The organism is Streptomyces sp. NPDC087901, from assembly GCF_044742205.1.
GTDB lineage: Bacteria > Actinomycetota > Actinomycetes > Streptomycetales > Streptomycetaceae > Streptomyces.
Genome location: NZ_JBIUUC010000005.1, coordinates 103,682 through 120,850 on the forward strand (window position 1 = coordinate 103,682; position 17,169 = coordinate 120,850).

15 protein-coding genes are annotated in these 17,169 nt (G+C 72.0%); 7 read left to right on the plus strand and 8 right to left on the minus strand.

All coding sequences use genetic code 11. The features are described from left to right. Window positions 1–7: 7 nt before the first annotated feature. Genes ACIOEW_RS17650 through ACIOEW_RS17660 form a run of 3 tightly spaced genes read right to left on the minus strand, consistent with a single transcriptional unit; the run spans window position 8 to window position 3,953 of the window. Entirely contained in the window at window positions 8–445 is a 438-nt protein-coding gene (locus ACIOEW_RS17650) for a roadblock/LC7 domain-containing protein (protein WP_362547068.1), read from the minus strand. Then, entirely contained in the window at window positions 442–3,021 is a 2,580-nt protein-coding gene (locus ACIOEW_RS17655) for a nitrate- and nitrite sensing domain-containing protein (protein ID WP_401964540.1), read from the minus strand. The genes ACIOEW_RS17650 and ACIOEW_RS17655 overlap by 4 nt, the downstream gene beginning before the upstream one ends. 59 nt (window positions 3,022–3,080) lie before the next feature. Beyond that, a complete protein-coding gene (locus ACIOEW_RS17660; RefSeq protein WP_401964541.1) occupies window positions 3,081–3,953 on the minus strand; it encodes an MHYT domain-containing protein in 873 nt (290 codons plus the stop codon). A gap of 160 nt (window positions 3,954–4,113) precedes the next feature. On the opposite strand from ACIOEW_RS17660, the gene ACIOEW_RS17665 reads away from it, so the two are divergent. Next, on the plus strand, window positions 4,114–4,713 hold the full coding sequence (locus tag ACIOEW_RS17665) for a class I SAM-dependent methyltransferase (RefSeq protein ID WP_362547059.1): 600 nt from the start codon (window positions 4,114–4,116) through the stop codon (window positions 4,711–4,713). 46 nt (window positions 4,714–4,759) lie between these two features. Here ACIOEW_RS17665 and ACIOEW_RS17670 read toward each other — a convergent pair whose 3' ends face one another. Further along, window positions 4,760–5,662: an oxygenase MpaB family protein gene (locus tag ACIOEW_RS17670; RefSeq protein ID WP_401964542.1), complete on the minus strand. Its 903-nt coding sequence runs from the start codon at window positions 5,660–5,662 to the stop codon at window positions 4,760–4,762. A gap of 159 nt (window positions 5,663–5,821) precedes the next feature. Here ACIOEW_RS17670 and ACIOEW_RS17675 point away from each other — a divergent pair, with 159 nt between their 5' ends. Beyond that, on the plus strand, window positions 5,822–6,127 hold the full coding sequence (locus ACIOEW_RS17675; RefSeq protein WP_401964543.1) for a hypothetical protein: 306 nt from the start codon (window positions 5,822–5,824) through the stop codon (window positions 6,125–6,127). A gap of 96 nt (window positions 6,128–6,223) precedes the next feature. Beyond that, window positions 6,224–7,231, plus strand: coding sequence for a hypothetical protein (locus tag ACIOEW_RS17680; protein ID WP_401964544.1), 1,008 nt, complete (start codon window positions 6,224–6,226; stop codon window positions 7,229–7,231). A 108-nt stretch (window positions 7,232–7,339) separates the two neighbouring features. On the opposite strand, the gene ACIOEW_RS17685 is transcribed toward ACIOEW_RS17680, so the two are convergent. The 3 genes from ACIOEW_RS17685 to ACIOEW_RS17695 all read right to left on the minus strand — a co-directional run bounded on the left by ACIOEW_RS17685 (window position 7,340) and on the right by ACIOEW_RS17695 (window position 9,228). Further along, window positions 7,340–7,882: an MOSC domain-containing protein gene (locus ACIOEW_RS17685; RefSeq protein ID WP_401964545.1), complete on the minus strand. Its 543-nt coding sequence runs from the start codon at window positions 7,880–7,882 to the stop codon at window positions 7,340–7,342. Window positions 7,883–7,897: 15 nt separating this feature from the next. Next, on the minus strand, window positions 7,898–8,080 hold the full coding sequence (locus tag ACIOEW_RS17690; protein ID WP_136325839.1) for a hypothetical protein: 183 nt from the start codon (window positions 8,078–8,080) through the stop codon (window positions 7,898–7,900). Window positions 8,081–8,175: 95 nt separating this feature from the next. Next, window positions 8,176–9,228 carry a fatty acid desaturase family protein gene (locus ACIOEW_RS17695; protein WP_401964546.1) on the minus strand — a complete coding sequence of 351 codons (1,053 nt, stop codon included), beginning with the start codon at window positions 9,226–9,228 and terminating at the stop codon, window positions 8,176–8,178. 255 nt (window positions 9,229–9,483) lie between these two features. On the opposite strand from ACIOEW_RS17695, the gene ACIOEW_RS17700 reads away from it, so the two are divergent. The 4 genes from ACIOEW_RS17700 to ACIOEW_RS17715 all read left to right on the plus strand — a co-directional run bounded on the left by ACIOEW_RS17700 (window position 9,484) and on the right by ACIOEW_RS17715 (window position 16,372). After that, complete coding sequence (locus ACIOEW_RS17700; protein WP_401964547.1) at window positions 9,484–12,396, plus strand: SNF2-related protein; 2,913 nt, start codon at window positions 9,484–9,486, stop codon at window positions 12,394–12,396. Next, window positions 12,393–13,754 carry an SWF or SNF family helicase gene (locus ACIOEW_RS17705; protein ID WP_401964548.1) on the plus strand — a complete coding sequence of 454 codons (1,362 nt, stop codon included), beginning with the start codon at window positions 12,393–12,395 and terminating at the stop codon, window positions 13,752–13,754. Before ACIOEW_RS17700 ends, ACIOEW_RS17705 begins: the two co-directional genes overlap by 4 nt. A 144-nt stretch (window positions 13,755–13,898) precedes the next feature. Continuing rightward, complete coding sequence (locus ACIOEW_RS17710; RefSeq protein ID WP_401964549.1) at window positions 13,899–15,248, plus strand: esterase-like activity of phytase family protein; 1,350 nt, start codon at window positions 13,899–13,901, stop codon at window positions 15,246–15,248. Between the two features lie 533 nt (window positions 15,249–15,781). Next, window positions 15,782–16,372: an N-acetylmuramoyl-L-alanine amidase gene (locus tag ACIOEW_RS17715; protein ID WP_401964550.1), complete on the plus strand. Its 591-nt coding sequence runs from the start codon at window positions 15,782–15,784 to the stop codon at window positions 16,370–16,372. Here the strand turns inward: ACIOEW_RS17715 and ACIOEW_RS17720 are convergent. Next, window positions 16,350–17,135: a GNAT family N-acetyltransferase gene (locus tag ACIOEW_RS17720; RefSeq protein ID WP_401964551.1), complete on the minus strand. Its 786-nt coding sequence runs from the start codon at window positions 17,133–17,135 to the stop codon at window positions 16,350–16,352. The two genes, ACIOEW_RS17715 and ACIOEW_RS17720, sit on opposite strands and share 23 nt — an antisense overlap. Between the last annotated feature and the right edge of the window lie 34 nt (window positions 17,136–17,169).

The window sequence follows — 17,169 nt, forward strand, 5'->3', positions numbered from 1 at the left end:
GCCCCCTTCAGCCGGCTGCCGACGGGTGCTCGGCGAAGCGCGCCGGGGTACGCAGGTGCTCACCGACCCGCTTGACGAGGCGGGCCATCTCGTAGGCGACCAGGCCGATGTCGGCGAACGCCGTGCTGAGCACGGCGAGGCACGACCCTTCGCCCGCGGCGGCGACGAACAGGAAGCCGTCGTCCATCTCGACCATCGTCTGACGCACGTCTCCCGCCCGGAAGTGCCGTCCCGCCCCTTTGGCGAGGCTGTGGAAGCCGGAGGCGACCGCGGCCAGGTGCTCGGCGTCCTCGCGGCTCAGCGCACTGGACGCGCCGACCGCAAGCCCGTCACCGGAGAGCACGACCGCGTGCCGGACCTCGCCGACGCGGGTCACCAGATCGTCCAGCAGCCAGTCGAGTTCACCGGACCGGCGGGGCACCCCGGGCCTCTCGTTCGCGATCATGCAGGATCTCCTTCGCTGAGCGGGCTGGGTTCGGTGGTGCTCGGGACTGCTGCCGTGGCCCCCGGAGCGGCCCCGCCGCCGCGTACCCAGCCGGCCCGGTACGCGGCCATACGGTCCCTGGCCTGTTCCGGAGTGCGTTGCGCGGCCGTGTCCTCGGCCGGTCCGTCGGCCCGCGGCGGTTCGGGCCGGGGTTCTTCGCGCAGTTGCGGTACGAGGCTGGCCTGCCGCACCCGGCGGGGCAGGGCGTCGTCGTCCTGTTCCCCGGCCGGCGGCCCCGGTGGTGCCGGCCGGGTCTCGTCCTTGTCCTCGGCCCGGCGGGGGCGCAGCGAGGTGACCTGGGCGGCGGGACCCGTGCGGGCCTCCAGCGCCGGGACCGGAACCGGCGCGGGAAAGGCCGTGCTCTGGGGCCGTACGGCACGGGGACCCGGTCCGAACGAGGTGCGTTCGTGATCGTCCTGGCGCTCGACGGAGGCCTGCTGCGGCACCGGCTGTTCCTCGGCCCGCGGCAGCGCGGTCTGCAGCAGCGCCGTCGGCAACAGGACCACCGCCGTCGTGCCGCCGTACGGGGAGGTGCGGAGCTGGACCTTGATCCGGTGCCGTACGGCGAGCCGGCTGACGACGAACAGGCCGAGCCGGTCGCTGTCGAACAGGTCGAGTGCCTCCGCCTGCTCGATGCGGCGGTTGGCGTCGCCGAGCAGTTCGGCTCCCATGCCGAGGCCGCGGTCCTCGATCTCCAGTGCGTAGCCGTTGCCCACGGGTTCGCCGGTGATGCGCACCTTGGTGTGCGGGGGTGAGAACTGTGCGGCGTTCTCGACCAGTTCGGCGAGCAGGTGGGTGAGGTCGGCGACGGCCGTGCCCTTCACCGCGGCGTCGGGCAGTCTGCTGACCTCCACCCGGGCGTAGTCCTCGATCTCGGAGACGGCGGCGCGCACGACGTTGGTCAGGGACACGGGAATCCGCCAGGCCCTGCCGGGGGCCGCGCCGGAAAGGATGATCAGGCTCTCGGCGTGCCTGCGCATCCGGGTGGTGAGGTGGTCGAGGCGGAAGAGGTCGCTCAGCTCGCCCGGGTCGTCGGCGCGGCGCTCCATGCTGTCCAGGAGGTTGAGCTGACGGTGGACCAGCACCTGGCTGCGCCGGGCGAGGTTGACGAAGACGCCGGAGATCCCGTCCGCGAGCTCGGCCCGCTCGACCGCGGCACTGAGGGCGGCCCGGTGGACCGTGCCGAGGGCCTCGCCGACCTGGCCGATCTCGTCCTGGGAGGCGAGGCCCGGCGGAGCCTCGGCCCGGATGTCGAGCTCTTCGCCCGCGCGCAGCCGCTGCATGGCGAGGGGCAGTTTGTGCCGGGCGATCTCCAGCGCGCTGTTGCGGAGGCTCACGAGCTCCACGACCAGGGCGCGCCCGATGCGTACGGAGATCACCAGAGACGCGGCGACGGCGACGCAGCCGAAGATCACGGCGGCTCCGGACGGGCTGAGCAGTCCGTGGGCGAGGGGGTCCGCGCGGTCGGCGGCACGCTCACCGGCACCGGTACCGATGCTGTGCAGTTCGCCGCGGACGCCGTCGGCGGCGCGCTGCCAGTCGTTGGCGGGCACGGCCAGGGCGGCCTCGCGGCCGGGCGCCGCTGCGAGCACCTTGTCCTCGGCCGCATGGACGGCGCGGTAGGCGGGCCGGGCGGTGAACTCCCGCCAGGCGGTGCGTTCAGTGGCGGGCAGGTCGACGCCGGCCGTCTCGGTGAGGCTGCGCCGGGTGTCGACTGCTCCGGTGAACAGCCGAAGCGGCCGGTCCTTGAGCGTGCCGACGCGTGCGGCGGTGGCCATCAGGGCGTCCTCACGGGCCAGCATCTCGTCGGCGCGGGCGAGTTCGAGCAGGACGCGGGCGTCTGAGCCGAGGGCGTCGTCCTGGATGCCGGTGAGGGCTCCGGAGACGGCGAAGGCGGCACTGACCGCCGCGGTGTAGCGGTCGTACAGAGCGCCCTCGTCGCCTCCGGCACCCTTCGGGGTTCCCTTGTCCGTCCGCAGGTCCTGGGCAAGGTCGAGGAATCGGTCGAGCCGTCCGGCCACTCCCCCGGGGAGGTTTCCGGTGTCGGCGATGGTGTGGCCGTCGTCGAGCCGCAGTGCGTCGAGGGCTGTGTCGGTGCGGCCGGCGCGCTCGTCCAGCGCGGAGGCGTGGGCGCTGCTGGGGCCGGCGGCCTGGAGCATGGCCGCCTTGCGTTCGATCTGGAGCGCGGCGACCGCCGCCGCCACCGGCGCCCTGACCTCTTCGTCGACGCGTTGCAACTGCCGCAGCCGTGCCACGTCCTGGGCCGTGGACACAGTGGCGAAGCCCCAGAGGGCCAGCAGGGAGACGACGGGCAGCATGAGCAGCGAGATGATCTTCGCGCGCACGGTCCTGGGACGCAGCGTCCGGCGTCCGCGCGAGGCGGATATGCCGTACTCGGGCAGCGGACCGTCGTGCTCGGCGCTCTCGTCGGCCGGCGGTCCTGCGTGCGCGCGGCGGCCCCGGACCGGCGGCGCCGGCGGGGTGGCGGGCCGGGCGTCGGAGGCACCGGGGTCCGGGGTCGTGCGGGGTGGGCGCATGGCCTCCTCGTTCCGGGTCGGAGCTGGGTGGGTGGCGGTGCGGCGGGCCGCGCCGCTCGTCAACGGATGCCGGCGGGTGAACCGGTGCCGACGGGTGGCGTGCCGGGGCCGCGGGCGGTGCGCCGCGACCGGAGGTCCGGGTCTCGGCCGACCGCGGCAGCCCCGTCGGCGGGTGTCCGCGCACCCTCGGCGTGGACGTACGCGGCACGTTCCGGGGCGGTCGGCGAGAGGGCCACGAATGCGGAGGTGAGGAAGAGGTAGGAGCCGAGCCCGACAGCGAGGGGGAAGATGAACTGCATCGCGGTGGCTCCGTGGAGTGTGCCGCCCGAGGGCGTCACCTGCACGGTCACGGCGAGCATTCCGGTGTAGTGCATGCTGCTGACCGCCGCTCCCATGACGAGCGAGGCGAGGGCCACGGCGCGCGTCGACCTGATGTTGAGCGCGGCCCAGAGAGCGGCCGTCGCGGCGATGACCGCGATGACGACGGAGAGGACGACCCGCAGCGGGTCGTAGTGGATGGTGCCGTGAAGGCGGAGTGCCGCCATGCCGAGGTAGTGCATGCTGGCGACGCCGAGCCCGGTGGCGAAGCCGCCGAGCAGCAGCGCCCTGGTCCGGTCACGGCTGTAGCCGACGGCGAAGACCCCGCCGCCGACCACCACCATGGCGCCGAGGAGGCTGAGGAAGGTCAGCGGCACGTTGTACCGGATGTCGGTGCCGTACACGCCGAAGCCGAGCATGGCGACGAAGTGCATGGTCCAGATTCCCGAGCCGATGGCCGATGCGGCCGTGATCAGCCAGTTGCGGCGCGAGCGCCCGGTCGCGTCGAGTGCGCGCACGGTGCAGCTCAGGCCCAGCGCGGCGCCGATGCAGGCCATCGCGTACGACAGCAGAGGTGTCAGCCAGCCGAAGGTGGCGTGGTCCAGGTGTCCCATGACTCGGGGACGCTAGTCGCGCCCGGGGCGCGCGCCCGGGGCGCATTCGAAAGCTGCCGAAATATGACAGAGAGATGTTCGCCAACGATCGCGGCGTGGTCGAACATGCGCGTCGATTCGCGACGTTTCGTTCGGGAGGACACTGCGCGATCATGTCCGTATGGCCGATGACCAGACACACGTCCAGGAGTTCTTCACCGCTCGCGCCGCGAACTGGGACACCCGTTTTCCCGACGACGGTCCGGCCTTCGCCACCGCGGTCGCCTCGTTGGGGCTCCGGCCCGGCGACGCCGTGCTCGATGCGGGTTGCGGTACGGGGCGGGCGATGCCGGCCCTGCGGGCGGCGGTCGGGCCCCGGGGCACCGTGCTGGGCGCCGACCTGACCGCGGCCATGCTGGAAGCGGCTGCGCGTGCGGGGCGCGGCAGCAGCGGGCTGCTGGTCCAGGCCGATGCCGCCCGGCTGCCGCTGCGCTCGGGGACACTCGACGCGGTGTTCGCGGCCGGGCTGATCTCACACCTGTCCCGGCCGGGCCCCGACCTGGCCGAGCTCGCCCGGGTGGTGCGGCCGGGCGGGCTGCTGGCGCTGTTCCACCCCATCGGCAGGGCGGCGCTGGCCGCGCGGCACGGCCGGCAGATCACGGACGGCGATCTGCGGGCCGAGCCGAACCTGGGTCCGCTGCTGGCCCGTTCGGGCTGGCGCCTCACCTCGTACGCCGATGAGGACAGCCGGTTCCTCGCCCTGGCCGAACGGACCGGGTGACACATTGCCCGGACGGCTCAGGGGGCGAGGCGACTCGCCTGTCCGGTCACCCGGCCTGCGGATCGGGGCCGCGAAGGTGCGGAACCGGGCAGCCTCCGGCTCCCGGTGTGGGGACCGTGCCGAGCGCGGCCACCTCGTATCCGTCCGGATATCCCTTGATCTCCGGGTTCTGCCGGGCGTAGTGCGGCTTGGTACGCGGCGGCAGCAGACGGACCGCGCGCGCTCTCAGGCGCAGGGCGCCCCGGGTGAGTGAGCGCGCTGCGGCGCTCGGCTGTGCGTAACGGAAGGCCCGCAGCAGCGAGTCGTCGAGGAGGGCGAGGCTCGCGCCCCGCACGATCGGCGCGAGGGCGCGCGGATACCAGGAGGCCATCAGGTCCAGTGTCGCGTCCGACACCGCGCGCGCCCCTGCGTCCCAGCCGAACTGGGCGTCCTCGTAGGTGTCGAGGGTGCGCTCGAAGTCCTCGTACGTCTGTGGCAGGTCCTTGATCCCCATGTGGGCGCCCAGGGTCCGGTAATAGGCGGCGCACGCCCGCAGTTCGTGGTCGGACAGCCGGCGCCAGCCGTAGGCGTCGAGCCACCGCTTCGGGGTGACGACGAAGGTGCACAGCACGTACCGCATGTCGTCGTTGCTGATGTCGAAGCTGTTGTGCATCCGGTTGATCCGGCGGATGGCCGTACGTCCCGGGTCACTGTCGAAGCCGTGCTCGACGACCGTGTCCAGGAGCAGCGCGGTGTCGTCGTAACGCTTCTGCGAACGGTCCGTCAGCTCGGCCGTCTCCGCGAGCAGCCGCCCGATGCCGGGGACGGCATACGTGCGGTACAGGGCCAGTTCGAGGGCACGGGTGATGTCCCAGGGGAACTCGTACGTCGCCGTGATCCGGTAGATCTCCAGGAAGTCCCGCTCGGGGTCGAGGCGTTGGATGTCCTTCAGCCGGTCGTAACGCTTCACCGCACCATCCCCCTTGTCCGGGTCGAGTGTCCAAGCCTACGTGTGGGGGCAGGACGGTGAGTACGTACGCCGGACAGGGACGGCACGCAAGCACGGCACGTACCCCTCACGCGTGTGCGAGGCACGGCCCCACACACGCATCGACGAAAGGCGGACCCCATGGCCAGCATGTTCGGCATATTGCGCAGAGCCGTGACTCCCGGGCACAAGGGCGGCCCGTCCACGGCCGCACGGGCGCTGGAGCGCCGGCAGCACAACCTCTTCGAGGCGGCCGCCACCTTCGTCGCGGCGTCGGTGGAGGACGATCAGGACCGGATGGACGAGGCGAGCGGCTGGGTGTCGCCGGAGGCGCTCTCGTTCGGCGTCGGGGAACTGGCCTGCCGGGCCGTCATCGCACTGGCCCGTGAGCGCGACGAGTCGCCGGACACGGTGGCCCGTACGCTGCTCGGCCTCGCGGACGGCTGAGCGGGGGCGTCCGGTTCACCGCCGAAGCCTGCGTCCGGCCTTGTCAGGGCCTCGACGAGCGGGTTACCCACTGGTTAAGGTGCGCCGACGACAAGCATGACGGAAGAGGAGGGTGCAGTGGCCGGGACGGACAACACAGTCGCCGACGACGACGCACTGTATGTGCTGACTGCGGTCCTGCTGACCCCTGCGCAGTTCCCGAGCGTCCTCGGCGACGACTACCCGGCAGCCTGTGCGGCCCTGGGCCTGGAGCCGTACGCCGAGGGGTACGGCCTGGTCCTGGGCCAGGACTCCGACGGGGCCCGATGGACCGTGGTCGTCGACGACGTGTCCCTGGTGGCCGTGGCGATAGCGTCCTGGGACTGCGGGATGGAGTACGACCTGTCCCCGGACGACCGCACGGTGGTCTGTGCGCTTCCCGGCTGGCCGCTCGCCGTGGCGGTCGCCGCTCCCGGGGTGGCCGCCCCGCACGATCCGGCGCCCGACCCGGATGCGGACGGCGAGGACCTGCCACCGCTGTCCCCGCCCGACACCGATGCGTGGGGGCCCGCCCAGCGTCGGCTGGGCGCGGACGCGATCGCACTCCAGTGGGCGGTCTGGCGGGAACAGATCGACGACGCGACGGCCTTCGCACGGGCGGACGGCGAGGACCGCGAGGACGTGGACGGCTCGGAGGAGACGGGCTCGGGTTCCGGCTCGGAGGAGACGGGCTCCCGCCCCGGTTCCGAGGAGACGGCCGGAGCCACGGAGGAATCGGAGACCGAGGCCACGGAGGGCTCTGCGGCCGGAGAAGTGCCCGCGCCGCCCGCAGACCACGGCGTCGCCCGCCCCGTATCGCATCCCGGCGTACGGCGGGCGCTGGCCGACGCGCACGCCTATGTCGACACCCCGCCGCCTCCCGGCCGAGTCCGCTCGTCCTTCGCCCCCGGGGACGCCCGGATGATCCGGGCCGACGGCCCCGGCTGGTCCATGGTCGCCAGGACCGACGACATCGCCTTCCTGCTGCTCGACGAGGTGCCGGGGGAAATCCTGACCGTGGGGCGAGGGACGGAGCTCCCCCAGCTGCTGAAGGCCCTGGACGCGATGGCCGTTCGGCCGTCCTGATCTCGGCAGCGGCCGGACGCCGCGTGCGGGAGCCCCGGGATCATCCGATCCCGGGGCTCCCGCACGTCAGGCTCTCGGAGCCGTCAGGCTCTCGGAGCCGTCAGGCTCTCAGACCCGTTCCAGCGGCCGGTGGGGCTCTGCGGGGAGCTCGACCTGGACCGGGTCCCCGGGCCGGACAAGGCCGCCCACGGCGACCACGCTCATGATCCCGGCCTTGCGGACGATGTTGCCCGCCTCGTCCCGGCCGACGACCTGCTTGAGCAGTCCGTCCTGGAAGTTGTCGATCTGGAGACACGGGTTGCGCAGCCCCGTGACCTCGACGACGGCCTCGTCGCCGAGGTGCAGCCGGGTGCCGACGGGGAGGGCCAGCAGATCGACACCACGGGTGGTGACGTTCTCCCCGAGGTCACCGGGGGCGACGTCGAAGCCCGCCTCCCGCAGCTCGTCGAACAGCTCTTCCTGTATGAGATGCACCTGCCGCAGATTCGCCTGGGTGGGATCCTGCGCGATCCTGGAACGGTGTTTGACCGTCACCCCCGCGTGTACGTCTCCTTCCACGCCCAGCCCGGTCAACAGCGTCACGCTGTCCCGGTTCGGCTTGGTGAAGCTGTACTTCTCATTGCTGCTCACGACGGTGACTGTCCCGCTCACTGCGCAGGTCCCCCCTCAGCGGCCTATTTCCTTACGCGTGATCCTACGGAGCCTGCGCCGCTGGCTCGGATCCAAGGCCAGGTAAGCGATCGCGGGAACTCCGATGAGCACCAGCAGTGACAGCCAGAACCCGATGAACGGCATCAGGACGACTGCGACGACGACTCCCCCGATGGCGATCTTTGCGCTGTTCGACATCGTCCACGCCTCCTTCGCGGCCATTGGCCGCTCCTGCTGTGAGAACGCCTGTGGGCGCCCATCGGTTCCTGTCGCCGCAGGTGCATCCGCGGCGGTCACCTCAGAGGGGCGCCGACCTCGTGCATGTGCTCCAGCGCCTGCCGGTAGGACTCGATGAGTCCGGTCTCGGCATAGGGCATGCCGAGCGCCTCGCAGTGAGCCTTGACCAGGGGCTGGGCCAGCCGCAGATGCGGTCGCGGCATGCTCGGGAAGAGGTGGTGCTCGATCTGGTAGTTCAGCCCCCCGAGGAACCAGTCGGTGAGGACGGCACCACGCACATTGCGCGAGGTGAGGACCTGTCGCTGCAGGTGCCCCCAGCGGTCCCCGTCCGGATCGGGCATCTCCATGCCCTTGTGGTTCGGGGCGAAGGCCATGCCCAGGTGGAGGCCGAAGAGCGCGTGGTGCACGAGAGCGAAGACGACGGCCTTTCCGGGGGACATGACGGTGAGCAGCAGCGTGGCGTAGAGGCCGAGGTGCGCGACCAGCAGAAGGCCGGACAGGGCCCGCTCCCTGACGGGCTGCTGTCGCAGGTACTGGAAGCCGGAGATCTTCAGGGCGATGCCTTCGAGGAGCAACATCGGGAAGAACAGCCGGGCCTGGTTACGGGTGAGCCAGCGGGCGAATCCCTCGCGCTGCGCCGCCTGCTTCTGGGTCCAGACGAGAGCGCCGACGCCGACGTCGGGGTCCTTGTCGATGTGGTTCGGGTTGGCGTGGTGACGTACGTGCTTGTCGTTCCACCACGCCTCGTTCATGCCGAGCAGGAGGTTGGCGTGGAGCAGGCCGATGGGCCGGCTCACCCGCCGGTCACCGGATATCTGGGCATGGCCGGCGTCGTGTCCGACGAAGGCGGTACGGGACCAGATGATGGCCAGGGGCAGTGTGAGCAGCAGGGTCCACCAGGTGTTCCCGAGAAGGACCACTGCGGTGACCACCGCGCCCAGTGCGAGCAGATTGACGGCAATGCCTGCCGCGTACCAGCCGGTGCGCCGTTCGAGGAGTCCCTGCCCCTTGACGGCCCGCAGCAGTGGCGCGAAGTCACTTCCTGTACTTCCGGCACTTCCGGCACTGTCGCGGGTTCGTTCCGCGACGGTGGTTGCGGCCTGAGGCATGATGTCTCCGGTCTTATAGGTGCGCTGACCTGATGAAACGTACGGGTCGCAGATGTATAGCAGCCATGGAGCCACCACCCCACGTTTCCTGGTGCCAACCCCCTCATTCCGACGGGGGGCTGGCACCACTGGGCAGACAAAAGGGATATTCGCAAGTGATTTGAATCACGCACTCAGCACTCCCTTTGCTGACCGCGATGGAGTACCCTCGGCGACCTCGGCCCACTAGTCAAACTTGAGGACTCTGACATCGCTGTGCACCGCCTCCCCGCAGCAACGCTCTCCGAGATCTCCGCGCTCGCCGGCTGTTCCGTGGTCTTCCTGCCCTCGGATCCTTCCCGGACCGGACGAGTAGCCTTCTGGTATCCGGACGGCAGCAGTCCGCCCGACGCCCCGGGAACCGTGGAGGAAGTCACCGTCGCCGGCGCCGATGCCCTGCCGTACGCGGTACCCGCCCGGATCCTCCCGGTGCGGGACGCGCTCCCGGTGCTCACGCGCGCCCGGACCGCGGCTCACGCCTCCGCGGCAGCCCTGTTCTGGGGCGCGGCGGGGCTGCTGGCCCTGCAGTTCGCCGCCCGGGGGCTGTTGCTGCCGGGACTGAGCGCCACGGATCACGACGCGTGGCGGGCCGGCCCGCTCACGGCGGACGACCGGACGCGGATCCGCATTCTCGCCGCGTCCATGCCTCCCACCGCCCACGCGGTACCGGTCGACGCCTTGGCGCAGCCCCTCCTGCTGCCCGAACCGGAGTGGCTGGTACGGGAGTTCCTCGACGCCGTAACGGACGGGCTGCCGCGCACACCCGGTGCCCCGATCGCCGCCGGCGGCCCCGCGTTCACCGCGGACACGCCGCAGCACCTGCCCCTTCAGCGCGCCTGGGTCACCGACGTGGCCGCGGGGCACGATGCGGGCGTCCGCCTCTCGCTGCGCGTGGAGGTGTCGGGCCTCGACCGGACCGAGGAGACGGCCGCGGGGCAGCCGTCCGACCTCCCCTCCTTCCGGGTCGTTCCGCAGATCCACGGCGTGAGCGATCCGACGCTGGTCGCCGACGCCGCCGAGATCTGGACCGGCTCGGGACCGGCGGCAGCGGCCCTCGGGCCGCGGGCCCGGATGGACACCCTTCTCATGCTGCGCCGGGCCGCCCGCGCCTGGCCGCCCCTGACACCACTCCTGTCGGCAGCCGTCCCGGACGCCGTGGAGCCGGCCGACGAGGAGATCGCCGAACTCCTCGGACCCGCCTCACGGGCCCTCGCCGCCGGCGGTGTTCAGGTGCACTGGCCGCGGGAACTGGCGCGCAAGCTGACGGCGCGCGCGGTGGTCGGCCCCTCGGACGAGGACGGCGAGGGCGAGGGCGAGCCGCACGGGAACCGGGACCCCGCGCGCAACGCGTCGGACACCGCCCCGCTCCTGTCCGCCGACTCCCTGCTGACGTTCAACTGGTGGTTCGCCCTCGGCGACCAGCAGCTCAGCCGTGCCGAGCTCGACCGGCTCGCCGAAGCGGGGCGGCCGCTGGTGCGGCTGCGCGACCAGTGGGTGCTGATCGATCCCGAAGAGGCACGTCGCGCCCGGCAGACGCAGGACCGCAAGGTCACCCCCATCGACGCGCTGGGCGCCGTACTGACGGGTTCCACGGAGGTCGACGGACACCGGGTCGACGTCCGGGCGACGGGCTGGCTGGAGCGCCTGCGGCAGCGGGTCGCGGACCCGGAGTCCCGGCAGGGCGACGAGCCCGCGGTCGGTCAGCCGGCCGCACTCACCGCGACGTTGCGGGACTACCAGCTCCGTGGCCTGAACTGGCTGCACACGATGACCTCGCTCGGGCTCGGCGGCTGTCTCGCGGACGACATGGGGCTCGGCAAGACCATCACGCTGATCGCTCTGCATCTGCACCGCCAGACCCTCACAGGGGCCGCCGGGCCCACCCTGGTGGTCTGCCCGACCTCGCTGATGGGCAACTGGCAGCGGGAGATCGAGAAGTTCGCCCCGGGCACCCCGGTCCGCCGCTTCCACGGCGGATCGCGCAGCCTGGAGGACCTGGCGAACGGCGAGTTCGTCCTCACCACATACGGCACGATGCGGCTGGACGCGCCCCGGCTCGCGACCGTGCGTTGGGGCATGGTCGTCGCCGACGAGGCGCAGCACGTGAAGAACCCGTACTCGGCAACGGCCAGGCAGCTGCGCACGATCGGCGCACAGGCGCGGGTCGCCCTCACCGGCACCCCCGTGGAGAACAACCTCTCCGAGCTGTGGGCCATCCTCGACTGGACGACCCCCGGCCTCCTCGGCAGGCTCGGCACCTTCCGCACCCGGTACGCGCGCGCGGTGGAGGGCGGCAGCGACCCGGTGGCGGCCGAGCGCCTCGGCGCTCTGGTGCGGCCCTTCCTGCTGCGCCGGCGCAAGTCCGATCCGGGCATCGCCCCGGAGCTCCCTCCGAAGACGGAGACGGACCGCGCGGTGTCCCTGACGGCCGAACAGACGGGCCTGTACGAGGCCGTGGTGCGGGAGACGCTCGCGGCCATCTCCGAAGCCGACGGGATGGCCCGGCGTGGCCTGGTGGTGAAGCTGCTGACCGCGCTCAAGCAGATCTGCAACCATCCCGCGCAGTACCTCAAGGAGGAGGACCCGCAGGTCGCGGACCGCTCGGGCAAGGTGGAGCTGCTCGACGAACTGCTGGACACGATTCTCGCGGAGGGCGCGGGCGTCCTCGTCTTCACCCAGTACGTGCAGATGGCCCGGCTGCTCGAACGGCATCTGGCGGCGCGCGGGATCCCCACCCAGTTCCTGCACGGTGGAACGCCGGTGGCCCAGCGTGAGGCGATGGTCAGTAGGTTCCAGTCGGGTGGGGCGCCGGTCTTCCTGCTGTCGCTCAAGGCCGCCGGAACCGGGCTCAATCTCACCCGGGCGGGCCATGTGGTGCACTTCGACCGCTGGTGGAACCCTGCCGTCGAGGCGCAGGCCACGGACCGTGCGTACCGCATCGGGCAGACCCAGCCGGTGCAGGTCCACCGGCTGATCGCCGAGGGCACGATCGAGGACCGGATCGCGGAGATGCTCGCCCGCAAGCAGGGGCTCGCGGACGCGGTGCTCGGTTCGGGCGAGAGCGCCCTGACCGAGCTCAGCGACGCGGAACTGGCCGATCTGGTGGAGCTGCGAGGGGGCACACGATGAGCGACGGACACGAGTCGGACGCGTTCGGCGACCGGTACGACGGGGACGGGGACGACACACTGCCCGGGCAGGAGCGCACCTTCGCCGCGCTGCCCCCTGCCCAGGGGCACGGCTTCGCCGAGTCCTGGTGGGGCCGGGCATGGCTGAAGGCGCTGGAGGACACCGCGCTGGACGGACAACAACTCAAGAAGGGCCGTCGGTTCGCCCGTGAGGGCCGGGTCGGAGCGGTGTCCGTGCGGCCGGGCCGGATCACCGCAGTGGTCCGCGACCGGGACGAGAGCGGCTGTCGCAGCGACGTACTGCTCCAGGAGCTGACCGACGGGGAATGGGACCGTTTCCTGGACATGGCCGTCGACCGCGCCGGGCACATCGCCGCTCTGCTCGACCGGGAGATGCCGCCGCATCTGGTCGAGGACGCGGCGGCGGCCGGGGTGGATCTGCTGCCGGGGATCGGCGACCTCGATCCGGAGTGCACCTGCGAGGCGTGGGACCACTGCCCGCACACCGCCGCGCTCTGTTACCAGGTGGCGCGGCTGCTGGACCAGGATCCGTTCGTCCTGCTGCTGATGCGGGGCCGCGGGGAACGACGGCTGCTGGACGAGCTCCAGGTGCGGATCGCCGCCAGGGCGGAGGGCCACGGGCCGTCGGACACCGCGGACGACCCGGTCGAGGAGACCGAGGACCGGGCCGCTGTGCGCGGGGTGGTGGCGGCAGAGGCCTACGCGGCGGCCGGCATCCTCCCGCCGCTGCCACCGGTCCCGGCGCTCCCCGTCGAACCGGCACCGGCTCCCTCCCTGGACACGGAGACCGACCCCGAACCGGGCGTGGACCCGACCGCCCTGGAGATGCTCGCAACGGACAGCGCAGCGCGTGCTCACCGGATGCTGGCGGAGGCGCTTTCGCCCGGCCACGGGCAGCAGCCGGTCCCGGCCGGGCTGACACCCGGGCAGGACGCCGTACGGCTGGCAGCCGACGCGCGCCCCGAACCGTGGATCGCGAACCGGCTGGCGACCGGATCGGGCCGTCAGCGCGCCGGTCTGCCGGCCGCGGTGCGCGCCTGGCGGTACGGCGGCACGGCCGCGCTCGCCGTGCTCGACGAGGAGTGGACACCGGACACCGACGCCCTCGCCCGGGCCAGAACGCGGCTCGCCGGAGCCTGGGAGGAGGACGAGGCCCCGCGGCTGCGCGCCGAGCGCAACCGCTGGACGTCGGCGGACGGCACGGTCCAGCTGCGCTACGGGCGGGACGGACGCTGGTATCCGTACCGCAAGGAGAGCGGCCGGTGGACTCCGGTGGGGCCCGGTGACGAGGATCCGGCGGCGGCCTGGGCGGACGCGACGGTCCCCGCAGACGTCTGACCACGGCTCACCAGCAGCGGGCAGGGGCACATCACCCCTGCCCGCCGCCGCGTTCCGCCCCGGAGTTCAACTCGATGTCACCGGTCGTTGAGGAGCGCGGCGGAACGTGACGGCCGTCAGATCCTTATGCCCTCAGGAGGCCCCATGTCCGCGCGTGTCGTCCGTCGATCCCTTGCCGTCGGGCTGCCGCTCGCTCTGCTCGGCACGGTGTGTGTCGCAGGCACCGCAACCGGCGCGCAGGGCCGGCACCACCGCCCCGCGGGCACCGCACGGGTCACCGCGAGCGCCGTGCTCGGAGACGTCCCGCTCGCAGGCTTCAGCAACGGGCTGCTGCCGGGGACCGTCGGCGACGACCGCGGCGTGATGCTCGGCGGAATCGGCAGCGACATCTACCCGGCCGGCCGAAAGGGCGAGTTCTGGACCGTCACGGACCGTGGCCCGAACGGCCAGATCAAGGTCGACGGCACCAAGCGGCGCACCTTTCCCGTCCCCGGCTTCGACCCGGCGATCGTCAAGGTACGGGTGAGCGGCAAGCGCGTCGAGGTACTGCGTTCCATCCCGCTGACCACACGTTCCGGCGCCCCCGTCACGGGCCTGTCGAACCAGGCGGGCAGGGACGAGGCCCCGTACTCGTACGACGCGAAGACGCCTCTCGCGTACGACCCGAACGGTCTGGACACGGAAGGCATCGTCCGCAGCCCGGACGGCTCGTTCTGGCTGGTCGACGAGTACGGTCCGTCGCTGGTGCACGTCTCCGGACGCGGCCGGGTGCTGGCCCGTTACGTCCCCGAGGGCCTGAACCTCAAGGGCACGGACTACCCCGTCGTGGAGGCCCTGCCGGGCGTCCTGCTCCACCGGAAGATCAACCGCGGTTTCGAGGGCCTGGCGCTGCTGCCGGGCGGCGACCTGGTGCTCGCCGTCCAGAGCCCGCTCTCGCTGCCCGACCAGGACGCGGGAGAGGCCTCGCGCAATGTCCGGCTGCTGCGCTTCTCCACGCAGAAGCGCGCGGTCACGGCGGAGTACGCCTACCGCTTCGACGCCGTGGGTGTCGTGGACCCGGGTGAGGACGACACGTCCGAGCTGAAGGTCTCCTCGGTCGTCGCGATCGGCGGCAACGACCTCCTGATCGAGGAGCGCACCGACCGGGCGGCCCGTCTGCACCGGGTCACACTCCCCCGCGGCGCCGGCATCCTGGGTTCCCGCTGGGACGCCCAGGCCGCTTCGCCCTCGTACGAGGAGCTGGCGGACCCGGCGGCTTCGGGGGTTCCGGTCCTGCGCAAGAGCCTCGTCGTCGATCTGGGCACGGTCGAGGGCGTGCCCGGGAAGATCGAGGGCGTGGCGGTGACGGGCCCGGACACGCTCGCCCTGATCAACGACAACGACTTCGGGATGACCGACGGGACGGGCGCCTTCGACGCGGACGGCCGGCTGGTCGACTCCGGTATCGAGACATCCGTGACGCTGCTGAAGCTGCCGCGCCCCCTCACCCCCTGACACGCTGACCCGCTGACGGGTCGAAGTTTCCGGGCCGTCGGACCTCACCGTCCGGCGGCCCGGAGACGGCTCCCGCGAAATCATCAACTCCCCCTATCCCACACCGATTTCGGGCTCCTGCCGTCTTCCGCCACTCGCATGACGCCCGTACGGTGGTGCGCGCAGCTGCTCGGCCGCACATCGGACATCGCATTCCGGTCATCGGACAAGAGGGAGTCACGGGATGTCGGGGGAATCGGGTACGGGACTCCTGCGCAATGCCGTAGGGCGGCGCGAGGACCTGTTCCGAAGTACCACGGCGATGGCGCCATCGGCCGCCGTCGCCGCGTCCGTGCCCGCGGGAGCCGCGTTCGCGGGCGGCAGTCTGCCGCTGCCGGTTCTCGTCGCGCCGGCCGCATGCCCGTTCACTGCCTCTGCGTGGCGACGGGCAGGATCCACCCCGGCGAAGACCCGCCGGTCCCGGCTGGCGCCTGAACCGGGCAACTGACCTGCCATCCACGCCTGTTGCTCTCCCCCCACACTCAGGAGTACACATGGACCGCAGAACGATCCTTCAGGGCGCCGCGGCGACGGCCGCGGGGGTGCTGCTTCCCGCCTCCGTCCGCGCCACTGCGGCGACGGCCGGCGAGACGGACTATCCGGCGGCCCACTGGGTACCGGCCTCGACGTCCAACTACACGGTCTCGACACGGCCTTCGGCGTATCCCGTGCAGTACGTGATCATCCATGTCACCCAGGAGACGTTCTCGGACGCCGTGGCGATCTTCCAGAATCCGGCGAAGCAGGTGTCCGCGCACTATGTGGTGCGCTCGGCCGACGGGTACATCGACCAGTGTGTGCGGGAGAAGAACATCGCCTGGCACGCGGGGAACTGGGACTACAACACCCGTAGCATCGGCATCGAGCACGAGGGCTACGTGGACCAGCCCTCCTACTTCACCAACACCATGTACGAGAAGTCTGCGCTCCTGACCGCCTCGGTGTGCGACCGCTACGGCATCCCCAAGGACCGCGCCCACATCCTCGGCCACGTGCAGGTCCCGGGTACGGACCACACGGACCCGGGCCCCCACTGGGACTGGGTCCGCTACATCCGTATGGTCAACCTCCTGGGCGCGGCCTGAGCCGCGCACGGGCCGGCGGGATCTCCGGGTCCCGGGCGTCCTCCGTCCGCGCCCCGGGGGCGCGGACGAGCACGAACCGGCTCCGGCGGCGCAGGGTGAAGCCGATCGACTCGTAGAGCCGGATCGCGTCGGTGTTGCTCGCGGCCGCGTGCAGGAAGGGGACGTCCCCCCGCTCCCGGATCCCGGCAGCGACGGCGCGGACGAGCTGGGTGGCCAGGCCCCGGCCGCGATGCTCGGGGTGGGTGCAGACAGCGCTGATCTCAGTCCAGCCCGGCGGACGCAGCCGTTCGCCGGCCAGGGCGATCAGCCGTCCGCGGTCGCGGATACCGAGATAGGTACCCAGTTCGACGGTGCGGGGCAGGAAGGGTCCCGGCCTGGCGAGGGCGATCAGTCCGAGGATCTCGGGTACGTCGTCGGGTCCCAGCCGCACCGCTTCGGGCGCCGGTTCGGCGTGCAGTGCGGTGTCGATCAGCTGGACTCCGTCGCCGCTCTGCTCGGTCTCCCATCCGTCGGGCACGGACTGGACGCCGGTGACCGGGGTGACGGTTCCGGGCCCGACCAGTGCGGCCAGGTCGTCCCAGGCGCGGGGGTCGGTGGGATCGTCGAGGGCGGTGAACGGGGAGACGTCCGTGGGGTAGCGGGCGGCCCGGCCGACACGCTCGGCGAACCGGGTGTGCGGGCCGGTCAGGGCTGCCCAGGCCGCGTTGTCCAGGACGTGTGGCGGGTGGGGGCTCGGGGGCGGGGTGTGATGGCTGGTGCGCATGGCGGTACGGAGTCTCCGTGTCGGGAACGCGCGG